Genomic DNA, 21,445 nt, shown 5'->3' on the forward strand with positions numbered 1-21,445 from the left:
AATGATTAAAATTTTTATAGCTGATGACCACCCGTTGGTTCGGGAAGGGTTGAAGAAAATTGCTGATCAAGGTACAATAGATCTCGAAGTTATTGGAGAAGCTTCTGAAGGGAATGAACTAATGGAGAAGCTGGAGGATGCTGATCCGGATCTTCTCATTCTTGACATTGCTATGCCAGGTAAAAGTGGCTTAGATGTATTAAAAGAGGTGAAAGATTTTTACCCGGATCTGCCAGTGCTTATGCTTAGCATTCATCCGGAAGATCGTTTTGCCGTTCGTTCATTGAAAGCAGGGGCACATGGGTACTTAAATAAGAGAAGTATTTCTGATAAGCTAATCACAGCTATCCGAAGAATTGTGATTCAACAAAAAAAATATATCAGCCAGGATGTGGCCGAGCAGTTGGCCAGCCGGGTAGATATGAGTGGTGATAAACCTCTACATGAATCTCTTTCGGATCGGGAGTTTCAAGTAATGTGCATGATAGCTTCGGGTAAAGAAGTTAATGAAATTGCCGAGGAGCTTTCCCTGAATGTTCAAACTGTACATACTTACCGATCTCGGATAAAGGAAAAAATGGGGCTCAAATCAAATGTTGAATTTACTCGTTATGCTCTTGAAAATAACTTAATTGATTAAGGACCTAACCATGATAAAAAAGCGGCATCAGGAGATTCTAAAGCTAATTTTTTAAAACAAAAATTAAGTTATAATCGATTAAGAAAAATTAACTTTGGTTTACAAAAATATATGCTAGTTTTTTAAACGCTTTTGGTTATTTCCGTAAATATGGAGAGAGTATCAAAGCTCATAATTTTTTTTTAAATAGTTATAGAGCTTTTAATAGAGATCGCTGATATGAGAGCATATCAGCAATAACAATTTTAGAAATAAAAACAGAGGGAGGAGTAGCTAATGAATAAAAACAAGAGTGATAATTCGATTAACAAAACTAATAAATCGGAAGAGAGTAACAAGCCCGTCTTCATTACCCAAAATGCAATAATGGAGGAGCTGCTATCAAAAATAAAGGTGGTAGCAAAAACCAAGGCTACTGTACTGATAATGGGTGAAAATGGTACAGGAAAAGAAGTGCTCGCTAAGCTTCTGCATTATCACAGTTCCCGTAGCAATAATTCGATGGTAAACATCAATTGTGGTGCTATTCCTTCAGAATTGGTAGAAAGCGAATTGTTTGGACATGAAAAAGGATCGTTTACCGGAGCACATAGTAGAAAGGAAGGAGCTTTTGAAATGGCTCATAAAGGAACATTATTTTTGGATGAGGTCGGAGAAATGCCTGAGCCAATGCAGGTAAAATTATTGAGAGCTGTCGAACTGGGATCCTTCCGGCGGGTAGGAGGTAAAGAAGAGATCGAAGTGGATATATCACTCGTTTCGGCTACAAATAAAATCTTAATTGACCAGGTAAAGGCTGGTAGTTTCAGAGAAGATTTGTTTTATCGGCTTAATGTTATTGAATTATATGTTCCGCCCCTTCGTCATCGTAAAGAAGATATACCTCTGTTGGTGTCATATTACAAAGATTATTTCATGGAACGATATGATATTGAAAATATTGAATTTACCGATGACTGTATCGAGCTGTTTATGGGGTATGACTGGCCTGGCAATGTGCGAGAGCTGAAGAATGTTGTTGAACGATGTGTTGTATTGTCTGAAGGTGGGACAATTGATCCTGACTCGGTACCATCACGTATTAAAGGTAGCGAAAATGTCTTTCCTGTTGACAGCCGAACAACTCAAAATGATAATATCATCCAAATACCTATTGGTACAAGTTTGGAGGAGATCGAACACCGGGTAATCCATAAAACGCTTAATTCAGTAGATAATAATAAAACTGAAGCAGCTAAGATATTGGGCTTTAGCCGTAAAACATTGCATAACAAACTTGACAAATATGAGAAAGAGAAAAGTAAATCCTGATTTATCCTGTAAGGGTTGATTATGTTCGGGTTAACTCAACTGTCAAAGACGGCGGCTAAGTTATATATCAGAGCAGGAGAGGTACGGCATTAATTAATACCTGGAAAGGGAAAGTATATCATTTTTGATACGGCAAGTAGAGGATACTACATTGATGTTTTTCCATCCATTTCGTACGGCAGTTTCCAACTCATTGAAAAAGGAAGATGATGAGCTTCTATGGTTTCTCCGTAAGAGAGAATAGCGCCCTGTAATATGGCATTTTTCAATTGGCGGATATTACCAGGCCAATGATAGTTAATACATTTTGTAAGGGCCTGGGCCGATATTTTTAAATTTACATATTCTGCGTGATCCTTTTTTATCTCCTTTAGAAAATGATTAATTAAAATTGGTATATCTTCTTTTCTTTCTCTGAGTGGTGGAAGCATTATAACAATAGGATTCAAGTAGGAGAGTAGTTTTTCCCAAATTGGTTCATGCAAAATTTCACTGTATGATTCCTGGTTAATAGAGATGATAAGTCGTGGTTTAATGTTAGTATTATATCGGTATAACTGCTTACAACCTTTCATATACGAATCAATGAGATTTAACATCTGATCAACTGACAGTTCTGAAAACTGATCAAGATAGAGGGTTCCTCCACATGCTTTTTCCAGAGCCTCGTATTTTAGTGATATGTGGTTATCCTCAATTTGAAGATGCCCCCAAAAAGCATCTTTATAATCTTTTTCATTGATGTCTACACAATAAAACGAATAAAAAGGTCCCTCTGCACGATCACTGTTAGCATGAATAGTTTGAGATAAATGCTTTTTCCCTGAACCTATCTCTCCAACCAATATTACATTTGAATCCATTTTTGCTAAACTAAGAATCTTGTAAAAGATATCCTGCATCAGAATACTTTGTGAAGAATGCTCTAGGTTTGTAAGAGGGAAATTTGTGATCTGCGATTTAGAAGTAACCATTATTCCGATTTTTGATGTCAATTAAACTTTTCAGCTCTAAAATTGTAAGCATGGTTAAATAGATAGCGATAGATGATAAACAACATTTTGAGACAAGAATGAGTACGATTCAATTCTAAAACAGTAGGAAAATATCTATCAGCAAAAAATGCGGGCTTTTTAAAACTCATTCTAGTTCAAATTACGGTTATAATTTTAAACTTTCTTTTGATGTAGGAGTTACAACAAATGTGCCAACCTTTGAATCAACTTTTTTTATAGGCTAAAGCTTTGGCTATTATAATATTATCGAAAGGAATAGATATGCGATGTAAGCAGTTACAGAGAACATTCAGAACAGTGTGAACATATTTCACATAGCCAATATTTTTTTATGTGTAAAATTGTTTCAGCTTTTTTCTGCACGTTTCCCAATATCCAAAAAATGTTGGTCTTCTTTATTTAGTAAAGCAGAGTAGTTCACTCTTATAAGTTAGTATTGGCAAAGAGTAGGGTTTGGCATAGCTATTGTATTAATATTATATCGGTTGGTTAAAGAAAATAAATTAAAGATACGTAGTCTGTCATATTACAGCGATGGATAGCGCAATTAGCTATAAATGAAATATAAGATCATCGCTAATTGCATGAAGTAAAGCCAATTAGAGAAGGGGAGAGGGTAAAAAAATATTCATATCAAGAGCAATAGGCTAAATATTAACATCAAATAAGGCGTTATGGAAACAATTAAATTTCGGGGAGAGTCAACGAATGGAGATCAGAGAGCAACACTAAACTGGAAGCAACTTTCAGATAAAGATGAACTTCTGGTGGAAGTATTTACCACCGAAAAACTTTTTGAAGATCTGGCAAGTTACTGGAGAGATCTGGAGAAAAGGTCCAGTTGCAAAATATGCATGTCATTTGATTGGGCCTACAACTGGTGGCAATATTTTGGCAGAAATCAACAGCGCTCACTTTATATCCTCAGTATCTGGGATGGCACTAAACTGATTGGTCTAGCTCCTTTCTATAAAGGATTCTCTTACTATGGAAACGTGTTGTTAGAAACTCGTCTGCAGTTAATTGGAAGCGGCGGAAGTACAAATGAACAGATAGGATACAAGCATGACCTTGGTATAAGCAATTGCCTGGATTTTATTGTTGATGAATCTTACGCCGATATTGTTTCAGAACTGCTGGTAGATATTCTATCGTCGGATAAAATAGAAGGAGATATTATTAATATTAATAATACGGCAAGTGATAGCTTTATTTTGAATTATCTATATCCAAAGATCGAAAATAAAGTACAAGGTGTAACACTCGATCCGGTGAACAGTTATCAGTATCTTGATTTAACAAAACCAAAAATACACAGAGAAGCTGTTAATATACCCGTTCCGGATGATTTCAGTTCAAAAGATAGTTCATCCACAGAGAGAGCTATAAAAGATATGACCATAAGTTGGGAGACTATTGAACACTCTATTGATACCCTGCTTAAGCATAATTATAGTCAGATAGATCAGGATGAACTTCTTTTTAATGACAGACGCTTTGTGAAATTTCTAAAGAAAGTTCTTAAGTCAGCATACAAGAGTGATCGTTTATGGTTTAAGAAAACAATTAATACAAAAGGAAAATCTGCCTGGCGTTTGGCATTGAAATACAAAGATTATTGGTATGATTGCTTTAGTGTGTCAGAAAATGCAGATCGATCTGTCAAATCTCGCTCTGAATTCCAGTTGTTAATTAATCTTATTGAAGATGGAATCAGTAGTGACATTTCCGGGATAGCACAGTTAACATCTCAGGGGAATGCCAAATACAATTACAGTACTGAGAGTTATAGAACCTGGAACCTGACCATTCCTCTCAAAGAGGAACAAATAAGTTTACTGCTTTTTTTGAACAGAGCTGCGGCATATCTGTATAAATTTTCAAAGTAGAAATTTGAATTCGTCGGGAGAGAAAAAGCGTTGGCAAATTTGGTGTTTATTGTCAGAGTGCGATATAAATTGGACAACTTTGTCATATCAGAATCGGATACTTTTTTACACGCAACAACAGACTATGAGAATAAATGTAACAAAATCAATATGTCTTTTAAGTCTGTCAAATCCGTCCTAAATAGAATTCGATCGCATATCGAACTTTGGCGCACTTGTTGCTTATCAAGTATTGATAAACCGGAAAAATAAAATAAAGATTATTCAGAGCTGAGTTACAGCACTAAAAGGGTGACTACAAGGTTTTCTACTGTTAAAGCTCCAGAAAAGTTCAATAAATCACGCTAATGATTTTTGTAGAAATTATTCAGTATATGCTGGCCGGAATCTTTGGTATTCTGTTTGGATATCAAATGATGCTGGGTTTATTTGCTTTATTTGGAAAACATATCCAGAACTTTAAGGCTGATAGCAAAAGAAAATTTGCTATTGTTATGCCTGCCTATGACAAAGAGAATATGGTAGTTAAATCTCTTTATAGTATGTCCGGGTTAGTATATCCCAAAAACATGTACGATTTGATATTAATAGTGGATGATAATTCATCATATCCGGCAAAGATAGCCAGAAATCTGGGGGCAATTGTCCTGGAGCGTTCTAATCATTCAAAGTATAATGAAAATACTGTTTTGGAATGGGCTTTTAACCAAATAAAAGAATGGAATAAGAACTATGATGCTGTAATTCTTTTCAATTCAGATAGTTTGGTTTCTGGTAATTATCTGGAGGTAATGAACTATTATTTGGCGCAAGGTAGTAAGATAATCCAGAGTAGTGGATTGATTTTATCTCAGTCAAATAATTGGCGCAAAAAGTTAACCAGGATGGAGTTTTTTCTAAGTAACAATGTAAAGCCAATGGGCAGGAAAATGCTGGGACTTGGAGTAGGGCTTTGGGGAAACGGGTTATGTTTGTCGATGGATGTGCTTGAAAAATATAATTTATGGGATCGATCGTGGACTGACTCACTTGAATATGAGTTAATACTACAGTTGAAAGATATTAAGATAGATTATTCACCTGAAGCGTATATTTGGATACAGACGCCAAACGGTATTAAATATACAGATTGGCAGCGCCGCCGGTGGAAAGAAGGGCGGTTCTCAGCTATTAAAAAGTATGCTTACAAATTATTTGTTTCCACCTTCTCCAAACAATCCATAATCTTTTTCGACAGCTTTGTTGATTTAATGACACCATCATTTACCAAAAGTTTTTCTTTTGTATTAGGAATGTGTGGTATGAATGCACTGATGGTTATCTACAACCTGTTATCACCAACTTTTTTATGGATTTGGTTGGGAATTGCCGGCATAGGATTGTTATACCTTCTGATAGGGATTATCGTTGTATCGCAAAGCAAGGGGCACGAGCTGCCTGGAAAAACAAATGTTGATGTTGAAAGAAATGAAGAAGGAATTTTAATCTGATTTGTGGGACAACCAAACTGCTAGTATTTAAGATGGGGCAAAGTAGTAAAAATACTAGAATGGAGCGTCTTCACCTCCGTTATCTGATCCGGGATTGTGTCCCATCGGCGGTGGACTGTCCGATCCTGAACTATCCGCATCACTGGCTCCATCATCGTAAGGATCGGGAGAATCAGCTGTTGTTAGATTTTCAAAACGGGCATAATCTTTCACAAAATACAAAGGTACGCTGCCGGTAGGTCCATTTCGTTGCTTGCCAATAATAATTTCTGCAAGGCCGGTTGTCGATTGCCCCTCAGGCGTAGTTTTTATGCCATAATATTCTGGTCTGTAGAGAAAGCAGACAACGTCAGCATCCTGCTCGATAGATCCCGATTCCCGAAGGTCACTTAGCTGTGGCCGTTTATCGCCGCCGCGTTGTTCAACGGCACGACTCAGCTGTGAAAGGGCAATAACAGGTACATCCAGTTCTTTTGCCAGGGCTTTAAGTCCTCGAGAAATAGTAGCTATTTCTTGTTCACGCGTCCCAAAATTTCCGCTGGCTGTCATCAACTGAAGATAATCCACTACGATAAGCCCGATATCGTGTTCACTTTTTAGTCGGCGTGCTTTCGTGCGAAGCTCCATGATGCTCAGACCGGGTGTATCATCCACAAAAATATTTGCCGTAAACAAACGTCCTGCCGCATCGATGAGACGTTTAAAATCTTCATCCTCAAGACGACCCGAACGTGCAGTCTGTGCATTAATACGTCCCTCCATAGTAAGCAGCCGCTGTACCAGTGATTGATTCGACATCTCCAGACTAAAGATGGCAACTTTAGTACGCAATTTTTCATTTTGATGAAGCGCGGCATTACGGGCTGTTGTCAAAACATAAGCCGTTTTACCCATCGACGGTCGTGCTGCAATAATAACGAGATCACCGTCTTGCCAGCCGGCCGTCATTTTATCAACATCCGTACCGGTAGGTACGCCAGTAATGCCCGATGACTTACCACGGATATCTTCGAGGTAAGAAAGCGTATCTTTTAGCACATCGCCGATAGGTTGTGCCTGGGAACGCTGCTTGGAGTTGGCAAGATCAAAAATTCGCTGCTCGGCTTTATCCAGCACATCATATGGATCAGACGAACTATCGTAAGCTTCTTTGATGATATCGGTACAGCCGAGAATCAGATTTCGCTTGGTTGCTTTTTCGGCAATAATCTGCGCATGGTAATCCACATTGGCGGCTGAACTTACCGATCGCGTCAGCTCGGAAAGATATCCCGCTCCACCACAGGTATCGAGCAAACCTTTGTCACGAAGCTCATTCTCAACAGTGAGCAAATCAAGTGGATTGTCTCTCTCATATAGATCATGCAATACTTCAAAGATGTGTTGATGGGCAGGTTTGTAAAAGTCACTTGCCGAAAGCATCTGGAGGGCAACCGTTGCCGCCTCATGCTCGATCAACATTGATCCCAGTACAGCTTCTTCTACTTCTACAGCCTGGGGCGGTACGCGGCCTTCTTGTTCTAAAATCTTTGAATCAGAATTACTCTTATAATTTGATCCTTGCTGTGACGCCATTCGTTATGGTCTCAAAAAATTCATCAGTGCATGTTTTCGATGGGAGATAGGAAAGCTAAGATTATCCCATCTTTCGTATTCGTAAAGTATAATAAATGCTATAGACGAAATGAAGAAAAAACCGCAGTTTTTAGGTAAGAAAATTTATGGCTGTCCACCAAGTTCATCATATCTTTTTCTGAGCATTTGTACATCCTCCCAGGTGGGACGCTTCCATTTAGAATGCCGCAAAAGAGCAGCAGGGTGGTATGTTGCTAATAGCTCATATTTGCCTCGGAACTTGTGGAATCGCCCCCTCATACCAGAGAGCGAAGATTTTTTATCCAGGAGGGTTTGAGCTGAAACTTTACCAAGCGCAAGAATTAGTTTCGGATCGATTAAATCAATCTGTCGAAGTAAAAAAGGCAGACTTCGTTCACGCTCTTCAGGTTTTGGATTTCGGTTGTTGGGGGGGCGATGTTTGAGGATATTGGCGATGTATACATCTTCTCTGTCAAAATCTATTGCGGCTAAAATTTTGTTGAGCAGTTGTCCGGCTTTTCCCACAAAAGGTTCGCCTTGTTTATCTTCCTCGGCTCCCGGCGCTTCTCCAACCAGTACTAAATCCGCATCCGGATTACCGACCCCGAAAACTAGTTGTGTCCCGTCAAGATCTGTTCGCAATACTTCAGCTTGTTGACACAGTTCTTCCAACTCTTCCAGTGAAGTACATTTATCTATATGATAGTAGATTTTTTTGCTTTCATCCTGATTAAATAATCCCTCCTGAGGAGTGAAAGTATCATCTTTTTTGGGAGTGGCTGAAGGAGAGTTTTGTTGCTGAAGCGATGGCTCTGTTGTTGTTGATTTTTTGGATGCGGATGAGTCAGAAATTGAATCTTGATCCTTTTCTGTTTCTGGTTCTGTATTGTTTCCTGATAGCTGAACAGAAAAGTCCCCGAATATCTCCCGTTCCCGTTCAAGAAATGAGATGATATCATTGATCAGCTCATCCGGATTATCATAAGAGTTTGCCATGTCGTCAAATTTTTATCCAACCAGTTCTGCGATGACTTGCTGTTCTTCTTTGGCTTCTGGTGTAAGTTCACCAATGAGATATCCATCTTTGGAGCGAGTGCCAAGCCGGACCGGCAATATTTTATTTTCATACTGTGGATTATAAGGTACGCCAACGCGAATGTAATTATCCGTCCAGCCAAGTATAGCTCCATTTCTTTTTGCACCTTCAAAAAGTACTGGTCTCACTTCACCTTTAAAAGAGGTTTCAAACTCGAATCGCTTTTTCTCTGAGAGTCTCCTCATTGTATGAGTTCGTTCTTTGCGAACGCTGTCCTGTACATTGGGTTCGATATTCAGCGCATGCGTATTGGGACGTTCTGAATAGGTAAATACGTGAAGATAGGATATTGGCAGGCTGTCTAAAAAGTCATAGGATTCCTGGAATAGCTCATCTGTTTCACCGGGATGTCCCGTAATTACATCTACACCAATGGCAGCGTCAGGCATTAAATCTCTGATCAATTCCACTCGCTGCCGATACAGATCGGATTGATATCGCCGGCGCATGAGGCCCAGCATTTTATCGCTTCCACTTTGCAGGGGCATGTGGAAATGCGGCTGAATAGTATTTGACTCAGCGGTAAAATGAATAATCTCATCGTGCATCAGGTTAGGCTCTACCGAAGAAAAGCGGATACGTTCAAGTCCATCAACTTTATCAAGCTGTTGCAAGAGCATAAAGAAATTTTCATCAGTCCCCCGGCCAAAATCACCAGCATTGACCCCGGTAACTACAATTTCTTTAAATCCTTCTTCAACCAACAGTTTTGCATTTTCAACTACCGCAGCTATTTCTGGACTCCGACTTTCTCCACGCGCCAGTGGGATGGTGCAAAAGGAGCAGTTATAGCTACAGCCGTCCTGTACTTTCAGAAAAGCTCGCGTGCGGTCATCCGCCGAAAAAGCATTGTGAAAATCAACAGCTTCGTTCACATCAGAATTATAGACGATCGGCTCCGATCGTTTTTCAAAATCATCAAAAAGATCGAGCAGCTTGAATTTATTTTTAGCTCCCAATACTGCATCAACACCGTCAATTTCAGCTATCTCTTCCGGCTCGAGCTGCGCATAACAGCCAATTACTGCAACAAAAGCCTCCGGATTTCTTCGAAGAGCACGGCGTACTACTTTTCGGCACGTGCTGTTGGCACTCTGGGTCACCGAGCAGGTGTTGACAACATAGATATCCGCTTTGTCATCGAAATCGGTAATGTCATATCCCTCTTGTTCAAAATCGCGCTGTATAGCCATCGTTTCAGAATAATTCAGCTTACAGCCGAGGGTTTTAAATGCAACTTGTTTCATGGATCAGAAAATAGATCGGTTATCGAATGAGCGGTGGTAAAATAACAAATGCGGTCTAAAATATCGATCTTTGGCTATGAGATAAGTTCATTGAGTTTTCCGTTACGCACCAGAGGTGCGTAACGAGATAAAAGCAGTGTCATACTGAGCGGAGTTCCGAAAGCTTTCGGAGCGTAGTTGAATATATCTCCTGTCATAAGACCCGCGTAGGATATGAAGATCACCACAACTGGTAGAAGTTACAAACTTGTACCAGTTAAGGGACCATGTCACCCTGAACTAGTTTCAGGATCTGGGTAAAAGCTTTGATGAATAGAAAGCTAAAGATACTGAAACAAGTTCAGCATGATACCCTCAATACTATTTTACTTAATATTACTTCAATTCTTTTACCTCCACTTCCGATAAAAAAAACACGGAACCGACTCCAGAAAAACTTGCATCAATAAGGGCAAAAAAACAATCTTTTCATTCATCATCGAATCACCTGGACGAGCAACAAACATCTTGGACCGTAGCCTGCTGTGGTCCTTTGGATTAGAAGCTCTGCTTCCGGTTTTTTGGAGAGAGGATTAGTTGGGGCGTATAGCAATACGCCCCAACGGCACATATCACCAGTATACGCTTAGCTCAGAAACACTTCATTATTTGCGAGCCTTTGCGGACACAACACGTTGCCGGTACTCCATACCGCTATTTGTTCTGAATTGCTGCCAACGTTCCACTATCTCATTTTCAAGCGAGTCCAGCGTTTCTTTTTTTACTTTGGATACAACTTTAATCATGGGAGTACTGTGAATGTACTGCCATAGAAAATCCTTTGGTTCTGGCAGATGTAACAGTTTATCTTCAGTCTCAATATCAATTTCCTGAAAACCGGCAGTATTCAAAAGCTGGTGAATTTCGGCAGTGTCATTCAGTGAAAAAACTTGGTTCACAAATCCGGCGGTTTCTTTATTGATATGCTTTTCAAGCGCATTAGCAAAAACCTTGAATAGAGGACCGGCCGGACCGGGTACATTAAGGATCAGGCGCCCACCATCTGTCAACACGCGATGTATTTCCTGCAGTGCAGCGGATTTGTCTTCCATGAATTGTAGACTCACTTGACAGAACACAACATTAAAAGTCTTATCAATTAGTGGCATATCTTCTGCACTGGCTTGGTGCCATTCGATCGATGGTGCAGACTGGGTGACAGACCGAGCTACAGTCAACATGCCGGGACTAATGTCCAAACCGGTAACAGTACCGGTATCTCCTAATTTCTTGGAAGCAAGCCGAGCTATGATACCAGTACCGCAGGCGACGTCAAGCACTCGTTCGTCCTGACGGAGACTTGCTATTTTAACCAGCTCTTTCGCAAGTGGTTTGCCTATTGCAGGAACAAAATACTGCTCATAATTTTCAGCTGTATTTGTACTAAATGTTTCTCCATAAGGAGATTGCGACATTTTCGTCTTCTGATTGGTAGATTTATCTGTTTTAGTCGGCATAATTAACTCCTTGTGTATTTAAAGTTTTGTGTAAGGCATTTATAAATTCCACGGGTTGTTCCAGTTTGGGATCATCCCGGGCTTCCTCAATGATGTACAGCGGCCATCCAAACTGCTCGCTGGCATCAATTGCTATTTGCAGTTTGTTTGCTTTATCATGTCTTCCCCAGATCAAGGTTGTTGGCACAGTGATTTTTTCGAGATCTTCTGAGGGAATTCTGGGAATACCGAGTGTTTTCATCAGGAACTGCACTGCGTCACCTCGTTCCTTATCACGGGCACATTCAAGGTTGTACGCCACGAACGGATCCCATTTTTCGCCCATCTGAGTTTGCAGAGCATCCACATCGTATATGCAATGTGGAAAAAAACGATTGAAGTTTTTCTCGTTAGGCCAAATCATAAAGCGGAACAATCCAAATGCGAAACTGGGTGCAGGTATGAACTTCCCCAACCCAAGTGAATTTACAAGTACCAAATGACTAATCTGTTCTCCTCGATAGATGGCAAAGCGAGCCCCGATAGATCCTCCGAGAATATTTCCCACCAGTGCGGGAGAAGACGAACAGGTCTGTTCAATTAATGCGCTGAGCCATCTGAATACAAAATCTGCATCAAGTTTATCGCTGCTAATTATGGATTCACCATGTCCCGGCAGGTCGGGGACGATAACCCGGTGCGTAGATACAAGTTTCGGAATTACCCGCATCCACCAAATCGAAGATTCTCCTGGTCCGTGTAGTAATATTACCGGCGGACCTTTTCCTCCTTCAAGCACCGCTGTAGGCAAACCGGCCAAGTTTATTCGTCGTTCTGTGGCAGGAATAGTGGACAAAAGTTGTTTACGAATGTCACTTACCCCCGCTCGATTTTTCTGTTGATCTTTGACTGTTTGAGATTTCATAATTGCTTCCCTCTTTTATTTCCTCAAATGTTAATCCGTATTCAACATAATTGAATCGGATGGGAGGCGAATCGGAGAAATTACCCAATTTAAAAAGGGAGGAGGAAATGGGTAATATTACCCACAGAAGTTAAATGAGGTTATGCTTGTACGCGTAAGTGGTGGCAGCTGTACGGGAGGGGACATCAAGTTTGGCCATGATGTTACTTACATGGCGATCTACGGTGCGTTCACTGATGAACAGATCATCAGCAATTTCTTTATTGGTCTTGCCGGTCACCAAAATACGCAGGACTTGTATCTCCCGCGGCGTTAACCCATGGGTATTCTCACTTTTCATAGGTGGAAAAATTTCATTAATCCGGTTGATATCAGGAATAGCGTTGAGATCCATAAAAGTAGATTTAGCTGATTTCAATTCTACTTTAGCAGTGTCATTGTCGCCAAGTTTGCGATAAGCAAGGCCTATCAACAGGTGAGTACGTGCAGTTTCATAAGAGGCTCCAACACTAGTTAAAATCTTACAGGCTGTGCGAAGTTTAGTGATGGCTTCTCGGGGTTTTTCGCTTGCCAGTAGTACGGTTCCTTGCGAATATTCGGCGATAGCCTCCAGTATGGGAGCATTAACTTTTGCAGCAATATCCGACAATTCACGGGCACTATTTTGAGCTGTCTTTAAATGATCTGCAGAAAGCATTATTTCTATATAAGCCGGTAAAATCCTGGAGCGCGCCAACAGATCCTGTTTTTCCTTTTCTATATTTTCGATAGCTGCTTTTGCTTTATCGATCTGTCCTTGTCTCATTCGAAGGAGGGCCAGCCCGGGCTGTGGATTTCGACCGTTCTTATTGGCGCTTTGATATGCTTCTTCGGCTTTAGTAAACTTCCCCTGCAATCGATAGAGCTCTCCTTTCCTGTAAAAGCTTTCACCAAGCACGGGCGGATTCGAAGTTTGCTTGAGGTTGAAAATTTGTTCCAGCTCATCCATAGCCTCCGACCAGTTACCATGCAGCTGCATAATTTCGGCACGTCGTACCAAACATTGTCCACGGTAAGGAATTAGATCTGGCTGGTTACGGCACCAGCGGTTTAACGCTTCTGTCCACTCTTGTGCCCGCTGCAAATCGTATATTTTTTGACAGGTTTCTATTACTGCGCAGTAGACAATTCCCGCTACAATGGGAGAAATATCACCTGCAATTACGGCAACCATGACTTCATCAAAAAAAGTTGTCCCCTCATTGATCTTTTTTTGATTGATTAAAGCTTGTCCCCGACCAAGTAAACCAAGAACAATCAAATCCGAATTGTTGCATCGATTACCAATTTCGAGAGCTTCCACAAAGAGATCATGAGCTTTCTCTGGTTTTCCTGCACGCAGATTCTGTAATGCTTCAGGCACCAGTAAAAATCCTTTTTCAGCACATTCTTTCTGAAACTTTTCGACTAAACGAGTTGCCCTGGCAATCCAGCCGCTTCCTTCTGCTTTTTTGCCTTGGGTAATCAGCGTGATCCCCAGCCAAAACGCGCAATTTGCGGCTTTCCTCTTCTTTTTCTGTTTAAGATAGCCTTGATGGGTACGTGCCCAGAGATCTGAATATTCAGGTTCTTTACCAATGAGAAAAGCAGCTATGGAAAGTTTCTCGAGATCAGGAGGGTCAAGTGTACTGTTTTTGTCTGTTGAGGACAGCAAGGTATAAGCCTCTTTCCACTCTTGCCGGCGAAATGCTTTGCGTCCTTGGTCAAGTTTGTTCTCAGAAGCCATAACATCTCCTTTTTATCTTATTATAGAATAACAGTAAACCATAAATAGCACAAGAGAAAAGTCTTCAATTTTTGTTACTGCTGTAACCTTATTGCACAAGTTCAGCGTTGATATAAAATAATTACTCAAGATTACTTCAGTATACCACATTAAAACAGCAGTACTACTTCGTTTACCAATTGGCACAGTTGTTGTGATACAAATATCTCGCATGAATAGGAAAACCGTATCACTACAAAGATGGAAGAGATGAAGGTATATATTGCAGGTCATACTGGAATGGTCGGCTCTGCCGTGTTGGATGTTTTCAGAGAAAACGGCTATTCAAATATTGTTACCCGAGCAAGCAGTGAATTGGATCTGCGAAATCAGATTGATACTTATGATTTTATCAACAGAGAACAGCCAGATGGGATTATTCTTGCAGCGGCACGGGTGGGCGGAATATTGGCTAATGATCAGTATCCGTATCAGTTTTTGCATGATAATCTTGCCATTCAGAATAACGTGATTAATGCCGCTCATGAAAACAGGGTAGACAGGCTCATTTTCCTGGGAAGCTCCTGCATTTATCCGAAACATGCTCCGCAGCCAATGAAAGAGGAGCATCTGTTAACGGGATCACTGGAGCCGACAAATCAGTGGTATGCCATAGCAAAAATTGCGGGATTAAAGATGTGTGAAGCATTACGGCGTCAATATGATCGTAACTACGTTTCACTGATGCCTACCAACTTATATGGACCGAGAGATAATTTTGATCTCGAGACTTCTCATGTGGTACCGGCTATGATCCGAAAGTTTCATGAAGCAAAAATTAATGGCGATCAGCCGGTTACTCTTTGGGGCACGGGTAAACCGAAAAGAGAATTTTTGCATGTACGGGATCTGGCTGAGATGATACTATTTGCTGTCGAGAACGATCTTTCAGAGAGCATGTATAATGTAGGCGTTGGCGAAGATCTGTCCATCAAGAAACTTGCACATTTAATACAGAACGTTGTAGGACATCAGGGAGAAATAATATGGGATGATTCTAAGCCTGACGGCACACCGCGAAAATTGCTGGATGTCTCAAAAATTCATTCAGAGGGTTGGCATCATTCTATTGAATTGGAAGAGGGTTTACAGCAGACCTATCGATGGTTTACCGAAAATGAAGACGAGCTTAAAGAAGTAAAATTGTAATTCATTTGTTTAGCATTTGATATAATTAAATCTGAAGGAGGTTAATTTGAGAGAGAGTAAAGAGAGAAAAAAAGCATTAATAACAGGAGTAACAGGTCAGGACGGGTCGTATCTGGCAGAATATCTACTCCAAAAAGGATACGAAGTGCACGGCATAAAAAGACGTTCCAGCTCTTTTAATACTGGTCGTATCGATCACATATATCGCGATCCACATAATGAGGGACTGCCTTTCCATCTTCACTACGGAGATCTGACCGACTCTACGAATTTGATTCGAATAATTCAGGATATCCAGCCTGATGAAATTTATAACCTGGGAGCCCAGAGCCATGTGCAGGTTTCATTTGAAGCTCCCGAATATACGGCTGATACAGATGCTTTTGGTGTTCTTCGTATGCTCGAAGCGATTCGCCTGCTGGGACTAACGGAGAAGACAAAATTTTATCAGGCCTCCACCAGTGAGCTGTATGGAAAGGTGCAGGAAGTGCCGCAGAATGAGGATACGCCTTTTTATCCGCGTTCTCCCTATGCAGCTGCCAAACTCTATGCATATTGGATTTGCGTTAACTATCGTGAAGCCTACGATATGTTTGCCGTAAACGGGATTTTATTTAATCACGAATCGCCGGTGCGGGGAGAAACTTTTGTCACCCGAAAGATTACACGGGCTGCGGTTAGGATTGCGGCCGGTGTACAAGAAAAAACCTATCTGGGTAATCTGGAAGCGAAAAGAGACTGGGGACATGCCAAGGACTATATCAAAGGTATGCATATGATGTTGCAGCAGGATAAGCCAGAAGATTATGTGCTGGCAACTGGTAAGATGCATACTGTTCGAGAGTTTTGCGAAAAAGCTTTTCGCCATGCAGGTATCCAGATCGAGTGGATTGGTGAAGGCGTGGACGAACAAGGGATCAATGCAGAGACCGGTGATACGGTAGTTGAAATTGATCCTCGTTATTTCAGGCCTACCGAAGTGGATCTGCTTGTAGGAGACGCCACAAAAGCACGCGAGCAGCTAGGATGGGAGCCACAATATACGTTTGACGAATTAATAGAAGAAATGGTCCGAGAAGATCAGGAAAAAGTAACTTTAGCAATGAGCAATAATGAAGACTACTCAAAAATCTCAAAATACATACAGTAGCGTCGGTATTCCGGATACCAAGAAAGCAACCGGGTTAAAAGAAGATATAATTGAGCGCATCCAAAATCGCAAGGCCCGGGTTGGCATCATTGGATTAGGATACGTGGGGCTACCTTTGTTGTGGACATTCCATGAGCAGGGATTTCCGATAACAGGTTTCGACATTGATCCCGATAAAATTGAGGATATAAAAAAAGGGGAGCCTTATATAAAACATCTTGGCTATGATATGATGGAGAAGCTTTCATCATCGGAGAGATGTGAGGCCACACTCGATTTTGCAGAGCTGAAAAAGATGGATGCTATCATTATGTGTGTGCCTACACCGCTGGATCAGCATCGTGAGCCTGATATGCAGTATGTGGAGCAAACCACCAGAGATATTGCTGACCATTTAACAGAAGGGCAGCTGGTGGTTTTGGAGTCTACTTCTTATCCGGGCACTACCGACGAGCTGGTTATTCCGATTTTGGAAGATGTGTCGGGATTAACATCGGGTGAAGACTTTTTTGTTGCTTATAGTCCGGAGCGCGAGGATCCCGGGAATGCCGATTTTAATACTTCGAAAATTCCGAAGGTTGTTGGGGCGCATGGAGACGATGCCCTGGAAGTGGCTACGGCTCTGTATGATACTATTGTGGTGAAGACCGTTCCGGTTTCGGACAACAAAACAGCCGAGGCTGTAAAGTTAACCGAGAATATCTTTCGATCGGTGAATATTGCTTTGGTCAATGAGCTCAAAGTTATTTTCCAGGAGATGGATATCGACGTGCATGAGGTATTGGATGCAGCTGCTACCAAGCCGTTCGGTTTTATGAAATTCACACCGGGGCCAGGGCTCGGGGGACATTGCATTCCCATTGATCCGTTCTATTTAACATGGAAAGCTCGTGAGGTTGAGCAACACACCAGATTTATAGAGCTGGCCGGAGAAATTAATACCAGCATGCCACGCTATGTTGTAGAGCAGACAATAAAAGCACTGAATGCTCACAAGATTGCCTTAAACGGCAGCAAAATCCTGATCATTGGATTGGCTTATAAGCCGAATGTTGATGATTTACGGGAGTCACCTACTTTCAAGCTGATGGATTTGCTAAGCGAATATGGAGCTCATATAGATTACTACGATCACTACATCCCCAAAATATGGGAAACGAGGGATCATGCTCAGTGGGCCGGGAAGGAGACAGTGGCATGGGATGAAGAAACTATTTCATCCTTTGATGCAGTCGTTATTTCTACGAATCACTCCGATATTGACTATCAGGAATTAGCTGACTGGAACGACATTATTATTGATACGAGAAATGCCATGAAGCATATAGAACCAAAAAATGAAAATCATATTTGGAAAGCGTAAATAAAAAATCAAAAAGGAGAGAATAACTATGAAGGTACTAATCACGGGTTCAGATGGATATATAGGATCAGTTCTTGGTCCGTATCTGATTGAGAAAGGGTACGATGTAACAGGATTGGATACGGGCTTTTACCGATCAGGTTGGCTTTTTAACAACGGGGAGATGATATATCCACAGTATATGCATAAAGATTTGCGAAATATCGGCCTCGAGGATCTAGAGGGCTTTGATGCGGTTATACATCTGGCGGAGCTGTCGAATGATCCGCTTGGCCAATTAAATCCGGAAATTACGTATAAGATAAATCACGAGGGAAGTGTTCGGCTGGCAAAACTCTGCAAGGAGGCCGGTATTGAACGGTTTGTCTACACTTCGTCGTGCAGTGTATATGGCAAGGGAGATGATAGCTATAAGACTGAAGAGTCGGAGGTTAATCCTCAAACAGCCTACGCAGAGTGCAAAACAAGAGTTGAACGGGATGTTTCAAAACTGGCGGATGAGAGTTTTTCACCGACATTCCTGCGAAATGCTACGGCTTACGGTGCTTCTCCCAGAATGCGTTTTGATATAGTTCTTAATAATCTGTCGGGCCTGGCTTGGACAACAGGCGTTATAGAAATGATCAGCGACGGAATGCCGTGGCGACCGCTGGTACACATTCGTGATATCAGCAAAGCTGTTTGGCGTTCACTTGAAGCTCCGAAAGATGTTGTTCATAACGAGATATTTAATGTTGGGGATACCAAAGAAAATTTCCGTGTGAAAGAGATTGCCGAGATTGTAGGAGAAGTTTTTACAGGATGTAAGTTGAGTTTCGGAAAGAATACCGGGGATAACAGAAGCTATCGCGTATCCTTTGATAAAATTAACAGTCAGCTGCCCGGCTTTTCATGCGAATATACCGCTCTTGACGGCGCGGAAGAGTTGCATGAAGTATTCCAAAAAATTGATTTGGAAGAAGAGGAATTCCTGGCCAGACCTTACACCCGGTTAAAGCAACTCAAGCATCTGTTAAAAACAGAACAGGTTAATGAGGACTTGTATTGGGTATAGGAGGAAACCCCCTCGATCTTTCCGGATCTTTTTGAATATGAAAGAGGAGGTTAGATAAGCTCCGACTAGTAGTTTGAAGGGAGAGCTGTCGGTCGGAGTTAATCTACAAATGAGAATGGTATAAAAAGCGAAGGGATAAATGTAATCGTCAGCCGGACAGGGTGAACATTAGTATCTATACTAGGATAGGATTATATCCGATTTTTGGGAGCATTACCGATGACTGAAAACATTTGTATAGCAATTAAAGAAGATGAGAAGCCGGTAAAAAGAAGCGGCAGCTATCCAGAGTTAATATTAATAACAAATGGGATAATGCCATGAATGGGCAAAAAATTGAAAAAGCAGATGTACAGTGGAAGGAGAATCAAGAGATCATAGAGAAAGCCGTTAAGTTTATAAAGCAGCTTAAGGTGCTTGGCTATAACAAACAAACCTTCCGATTTGAGGGAGAGCTTACTCCCAGAGAAACACTCCTGTATAAAAAAAGATTATCAGAACTTATCGATGCGGTTGAGGATCATTACTGAAATCAGACTTCACTTCTTGGTTCTGTTTAACTGGTGTTACACACAGGCATCAGTTGTGTAAAATTACTTTTCGTCTTAGATCGGTATGATTCTGCAAATATAGCTCAGATACTTTGGTATAACAATAACGTAAACTGGAGAGAGAATGACGCCTTTACTATTAATGATCATCTACAAAATAAAATCCAGCAAGCTCTACCAGAAGATTAAGAAGAATATTAGAAAGCTGTTAACAACGGCAGAATAAAAAAGGGGGATCCAAAGTTGTTTTTGAATCCCCTTAAGACCTATCGACTACTTTTTTAATCGGCATTCGGATTAAATCCGTCGACCACGGCATGAGCGATAAAATAGATATCTCCGGATAAATTCTCTATTTCGTAAGTGTATTCTGTTACATTTCCATGATTGTCAGAATTTCCATACTGACCCGGAGCAACGGTATATTTTCCGCTACCCTGATTAGTAGGATAAGGATCATTGCCGACATAAAGATGTGATTCTGTCATCACATAACTGTTGCCAGTGAAAGGTGAGGTTTCAGTCATCTTATAGGTGGCCGTAAATGTACCGTTATTGTATTCAACGGTCAGTTCACCCACAAGGGTGCCCTTGGCAAGATCACATCGGCCGGCGCCTGCGTATATGTCAAATGTTAATTCGCCGCTGGGATCTGATAAAGGTCCGTTTGTCCATCCCCAATTGTTAAAAGGTCCGTTGATGAAACAGTCTGAAATAGTTTCGTTTACTTCACCATTTGAAGTCATTACAGCATACGCTGTTTCTTCTTCAGTGATGATCGTTTGCCCGTCATTTTCAATAACGGTAACGCCCGGCAAGTTGTAGTTGGTTTTTTTTAGAACGGAGTTGACTTCATTTTCAACCTCATTGACAATCGCTTTAACCTTTTGTACATCAAAACGGGCCTCACCATCTTTATAAAATCGTTCATCGATACTTTCATATTCCGATATTTTATCTACATCAAACGATGGATAATCAATAAGCGACCAGATGATAACCTGGATTTCTTTCGGAGTCAAATTCGGATCGCTAGCTTTGATATCGTCTTTAATTCTCATGAAGTAACTTATTTTTTCCCATTCTTCATGACCTTTGGTAGTGTAGAATTTGGCTCCGTTCTGTATACCAAAAGCCTCTTCTTCATTCCACTCTATACACCATGCTTCTCTTAATTGTCCATCATCGAAACGAACCGATAAATAGCTGTTGCCGTTATCGAGTGAGGACACTTCCATAGTTTCAACTGAAATGCCTGGTATTGGTGTAACTTGTTTTAATTCTGCAAAGCTCTCTTCAATATTAGGTTTCGTGCTGGACTCACATGCTGAAAAGGCAGCAATGAAACCTATTAGAATTGCACTAATGGCTAATATATATTTATTTCGCATAGCGTTTTCTCTCCCTTACTTATTTTTGTTATTGATTAGTACAGCCAACTATTACTCTTGATGATAGTTAACCACGTCTAAATATTAGGTAATTAGTCAAAAAGGATTAAGTTAGATTTATTTAATTTTAAACGGTTGGGCTGCGAGTAGAAAATCAGAAAAAATCTATGGATTTGTCAGAAGCATCCCGTGTAAATGGGTAATTCTTTCATACTCGTTAGTAAAAAATTACTCGGTCCTTCTGTCTTATTTTTTATTACCCTTTTCTTTTTACCCCTCTCTAATTTTTTTTTACTCC

17 protein-coding genes are annotated in these 21,445 nt (G+C 40.8%); 9 read left to right on the forward strand and 8 right to left on the reverse strand.

Annotated elements, in window-relative coordinates:
- Nucleotide 1: 1 nt before the first annotated feature.
- Both ACT3ID_RS05925 and ACT3ID_RS05930 read left to right on the forward strand, forming a co-directional pair.
- Entirely contained in the window at nucleotides 2-640 is a 639-nt protein-coding gene (locus tag ACT3ID_RS05925) for a response regulator (protein WP_491541075.1), read from the forward strand.
- A 276-nt stretch (nucleotides 641-916) separates the two neighbouring features.
- Entirely contained in the window at nucleotides 917-1,951 is a 1,035-nt protein-coding gene (locus ACT3ID_RS05930) for a sigma-54 interaction domain-containing protein (protein ID WP_491541076.1), read from the forward strand.
- A 146-nt stretch (nucleotides 1,952-2,097) separates the two neighbouring features.
- On the opposite strand, the gene ACT3ID_RS05935 is transcribed toward ACT3ID_RS05930, so the two are convergent.
- Entirely contained in the window at nucleotides 2,098-2,946 is an 849-nt protein-coding gene (locus ACT3ID_RS05935) for a sigma-54-dependent transcriptional regulator (RefSeq protein WP_491541077.1), read from the reverse strand.
- Between the two features lie 695 nt (nucleotides 2,947-3,641).
- On the opposite strand from ACT3ID_RS05935, the gene ACT3ID_RS05940 reads away from it, so the two are divergent.
- Both ACT3ID_RS05940 and ACT3ID_RS05945 read left to right on the forward strand, forming a co-directional pair.
- Nucleotides 3,642-4,856 (forward strand): GNAT family N-acetyltransferase, encoded by a 1,215-nt coding sequence (locus ACT3ID_RS05940; RefSeq protein WP_491541078.1) that lies wholly within the window; start codon nucleotides 3,642-3,644, stop codon nucleotides 4,854-4,856.
- 347 nt (nucleotides 4,857-5,203) lie between these two features.
- The gene (locus ACT3ID_RS05945) at nucleotides 5,204-6,346 is read left to right on the forward strand and encodes a glycosyltransferase family 2 protein (RefSeq protein WP_491541079.1); all 1,143 of its coding nucleotides are present in this window, start codon (nucleotides 5,204-5,206) and stop codon (nucleotides 6,344-6,346) included.
- A 54-nt stretch (nucleotides 6,347-6,400) separates the two neighbouring features.
- Here ACT3ID_RS05945 and dnaB read toward each other — a convergent pair whose 3' ends face one another.
- The 6 genes from dnaB to ACT3ID_RS05975 all read right to left on the reverse strand — a co-directional run bounded on the left by dnaB (nucleotide 6,401) and on the right by ACT3ID_RS05975 (nucleotide 14,450).
- Nucleotides 6,401-7,921, reverse strand: a complete 1,521-nt coding sequence (dnaB, locus tag ACT3ID_RS05950) for a replicative DNA helicase (RefSeq protein WP_491541080.1) — start codon at nucleotides 7,919-7,921, stop codon at nucleotides 6,401-6,403.
- A gap of 144 nt (nucleotides 7,922-8,065) precedes the next feature.
- A complete protein-coding gene (locus tag ACT3ID_RS05955) occupies nucleotides 8,066-8,938 on the reverse strand; it encodes a uracil-DNA glycosylase (protein WP_491541081.1) in 873 nt (290 codons plus the stop codon).
- Between the two features lie 12 nt (nucleotides 8,939-8,950).
- Nucleotides 8,951-10,285 carry a tRNA (N(6)-L-threonylcarbamoyladenosine(37)-C(2))-methylthiotransferase MtaB gene (gene mtaB, locus ACT3ID_RS05960; RefSeq protein WP_491541082.1) on the reverse strand — a complete coding sequence of 445 codons (1,335 nt, stop codon included), beginning with the start codon at nucleotides 10,283-10,285 and terminating at the stop codon, nucleotides 8,951-8,953.
- 644 nt (nucleotides 10,286-10,929) lie between these two features.
- Nucleotides 10,930-11,781, reverse strand: coding sequence for a class I SAM-dependent methyltransferase (locus tag ACT3ID_RS05965; RefSeq protein WP_491541083.1), 852 nt, complete (start codon nucleotides 11,779-11,781; stop codon nucleotides 10,930-10,932).
- Nucleotides 11,771-12,685, reverse strand: a complete 915-nt coding sequence (locus ACT3ID_RS05970; RefSeq protein WP_491541084.1) for an alpha/beta fold hydrolase — start codon at nucleotides 12,683-12,685, stop codon at nucleotides 11,771-11,773. Before ACT3ID_RS05970 ends, ACT3ID_RS05965 begins: the two co-directional genes overlap by 11 nt.
- Before the next feature lie 130 nt (nucleotides 12,686-12,815).
- Nucleotides 12,816-14,450, reverse strand: a complete 1,635-nt coding sequence (locus tag ACT3ID_RS05975; protein WP_491541085.1) for a helix-turn-helix transcriptional regulator — start codon at nucleotides 14,448-14,450, stop codon at nucleotides 12,816-12,818.
- A 249-nt stretch (nucleotides 14,451-14,699) separates the two neighbouring features.
- On the opposite strand from ACT3ID_RS05975, the gene ACT3ID_RS05980 reads away from it, so the two are divergent.
- From ACT3ID_RS05980 to ACT3ID_RS06000, 5 genes are all read left to right on the forward strand, one after another.
- Nucleotides 14,700-15,638 carry a GDP-L-fucose synthase family protein gene (locus ACT3ID_RS05980; RefSeq protein ID WP_491541086.1) on the forward strand — a complete coding sequence of 313 codons (939 nt, stop codon included), beginning with the start codon at nucleotides 14,700-14,702 and terminating at the stop codon, nucleotides 15,636-15,638.
- Between the two features lie 46 nt (nucleotides 15,639-15,684).
- Nucleotides 15,685-16,788, forward strand: a complete 1,104-nt coding sequence (gmd, locus tag ACT3ID_RS05985; protein WP_491541087.1) for a GDP-mannose 4,6-dehydratase — start codon at nucleotides 15,685-15,687, stop codon at nucleotides 16,786-16,788.
- Nucleotides 16,751-18,151 carry a nucleotide sugar dehydrogenase gene (locus tag ACT3ID_RS05990; protein WP_491541088.1) on the forward strand — a complete coding sequence of 467 codons (1,401 nt, stop codon included), beginning with the start codon at nucleotides 16,751-16,753 and terminating at the stop codon, nucleotides 18,149-18,151. The genes gmd and ACT3ID_RS05990 overlap by 38 nt, the downstream gene beginning before the upstream one ends.
- 28 nt (nucleotides 18,152-18,179) lie before the next feature.
- Nucleotides 18,180-19,205 (forward strand): NAD-dependent epimerase/dehydratase family protein, encoded by a 1,026-nt coding sequence (locus tag ACT3ID_RS05995; protein WP_491541089.1) that lies wholly within the window; start codon nucleotides 18,180-18,182, stop codon nucleotides 19,203-19,205.
- Between the two features lie 320 nt (nucleotides 19,206-19,525).
- On the forward strand, nucleotides 19,526-19,735 hold the full coding sequence (locus ACT3ID_RS06000) for a hypothetical protein (protein WP_491541090.1): 210 nt from the start codon (nucleotides 19,526-19,528) through the stop codon (nucleotides 19,733-19,735).
- A 302-nt stretch (nucleotides 19,736-20,037) separates the two neighbouring features.
- Here ACT3ID_RS06000 and ACT3ID_RS06005 read toward each other — a convergent pair whose 3' ends face one another.
- Nucleotides 20,038-21,147 (reverse strand): hypothetical protein, encoded by a 1,110-nt coding sequence (locus ACT3ID_RS06005; RefSeq protein WP_491541091.1) that lies wholly within the window; start codon nucleotides 21,145-21,147, stop codon nucleotides 20,038-20,040.
- Nucleotides 21,148-21,445: the final 298 nt, after the last annotated feature.

This window comes from Fodinibius sp. GM108 (assembly GCF_058386985.1).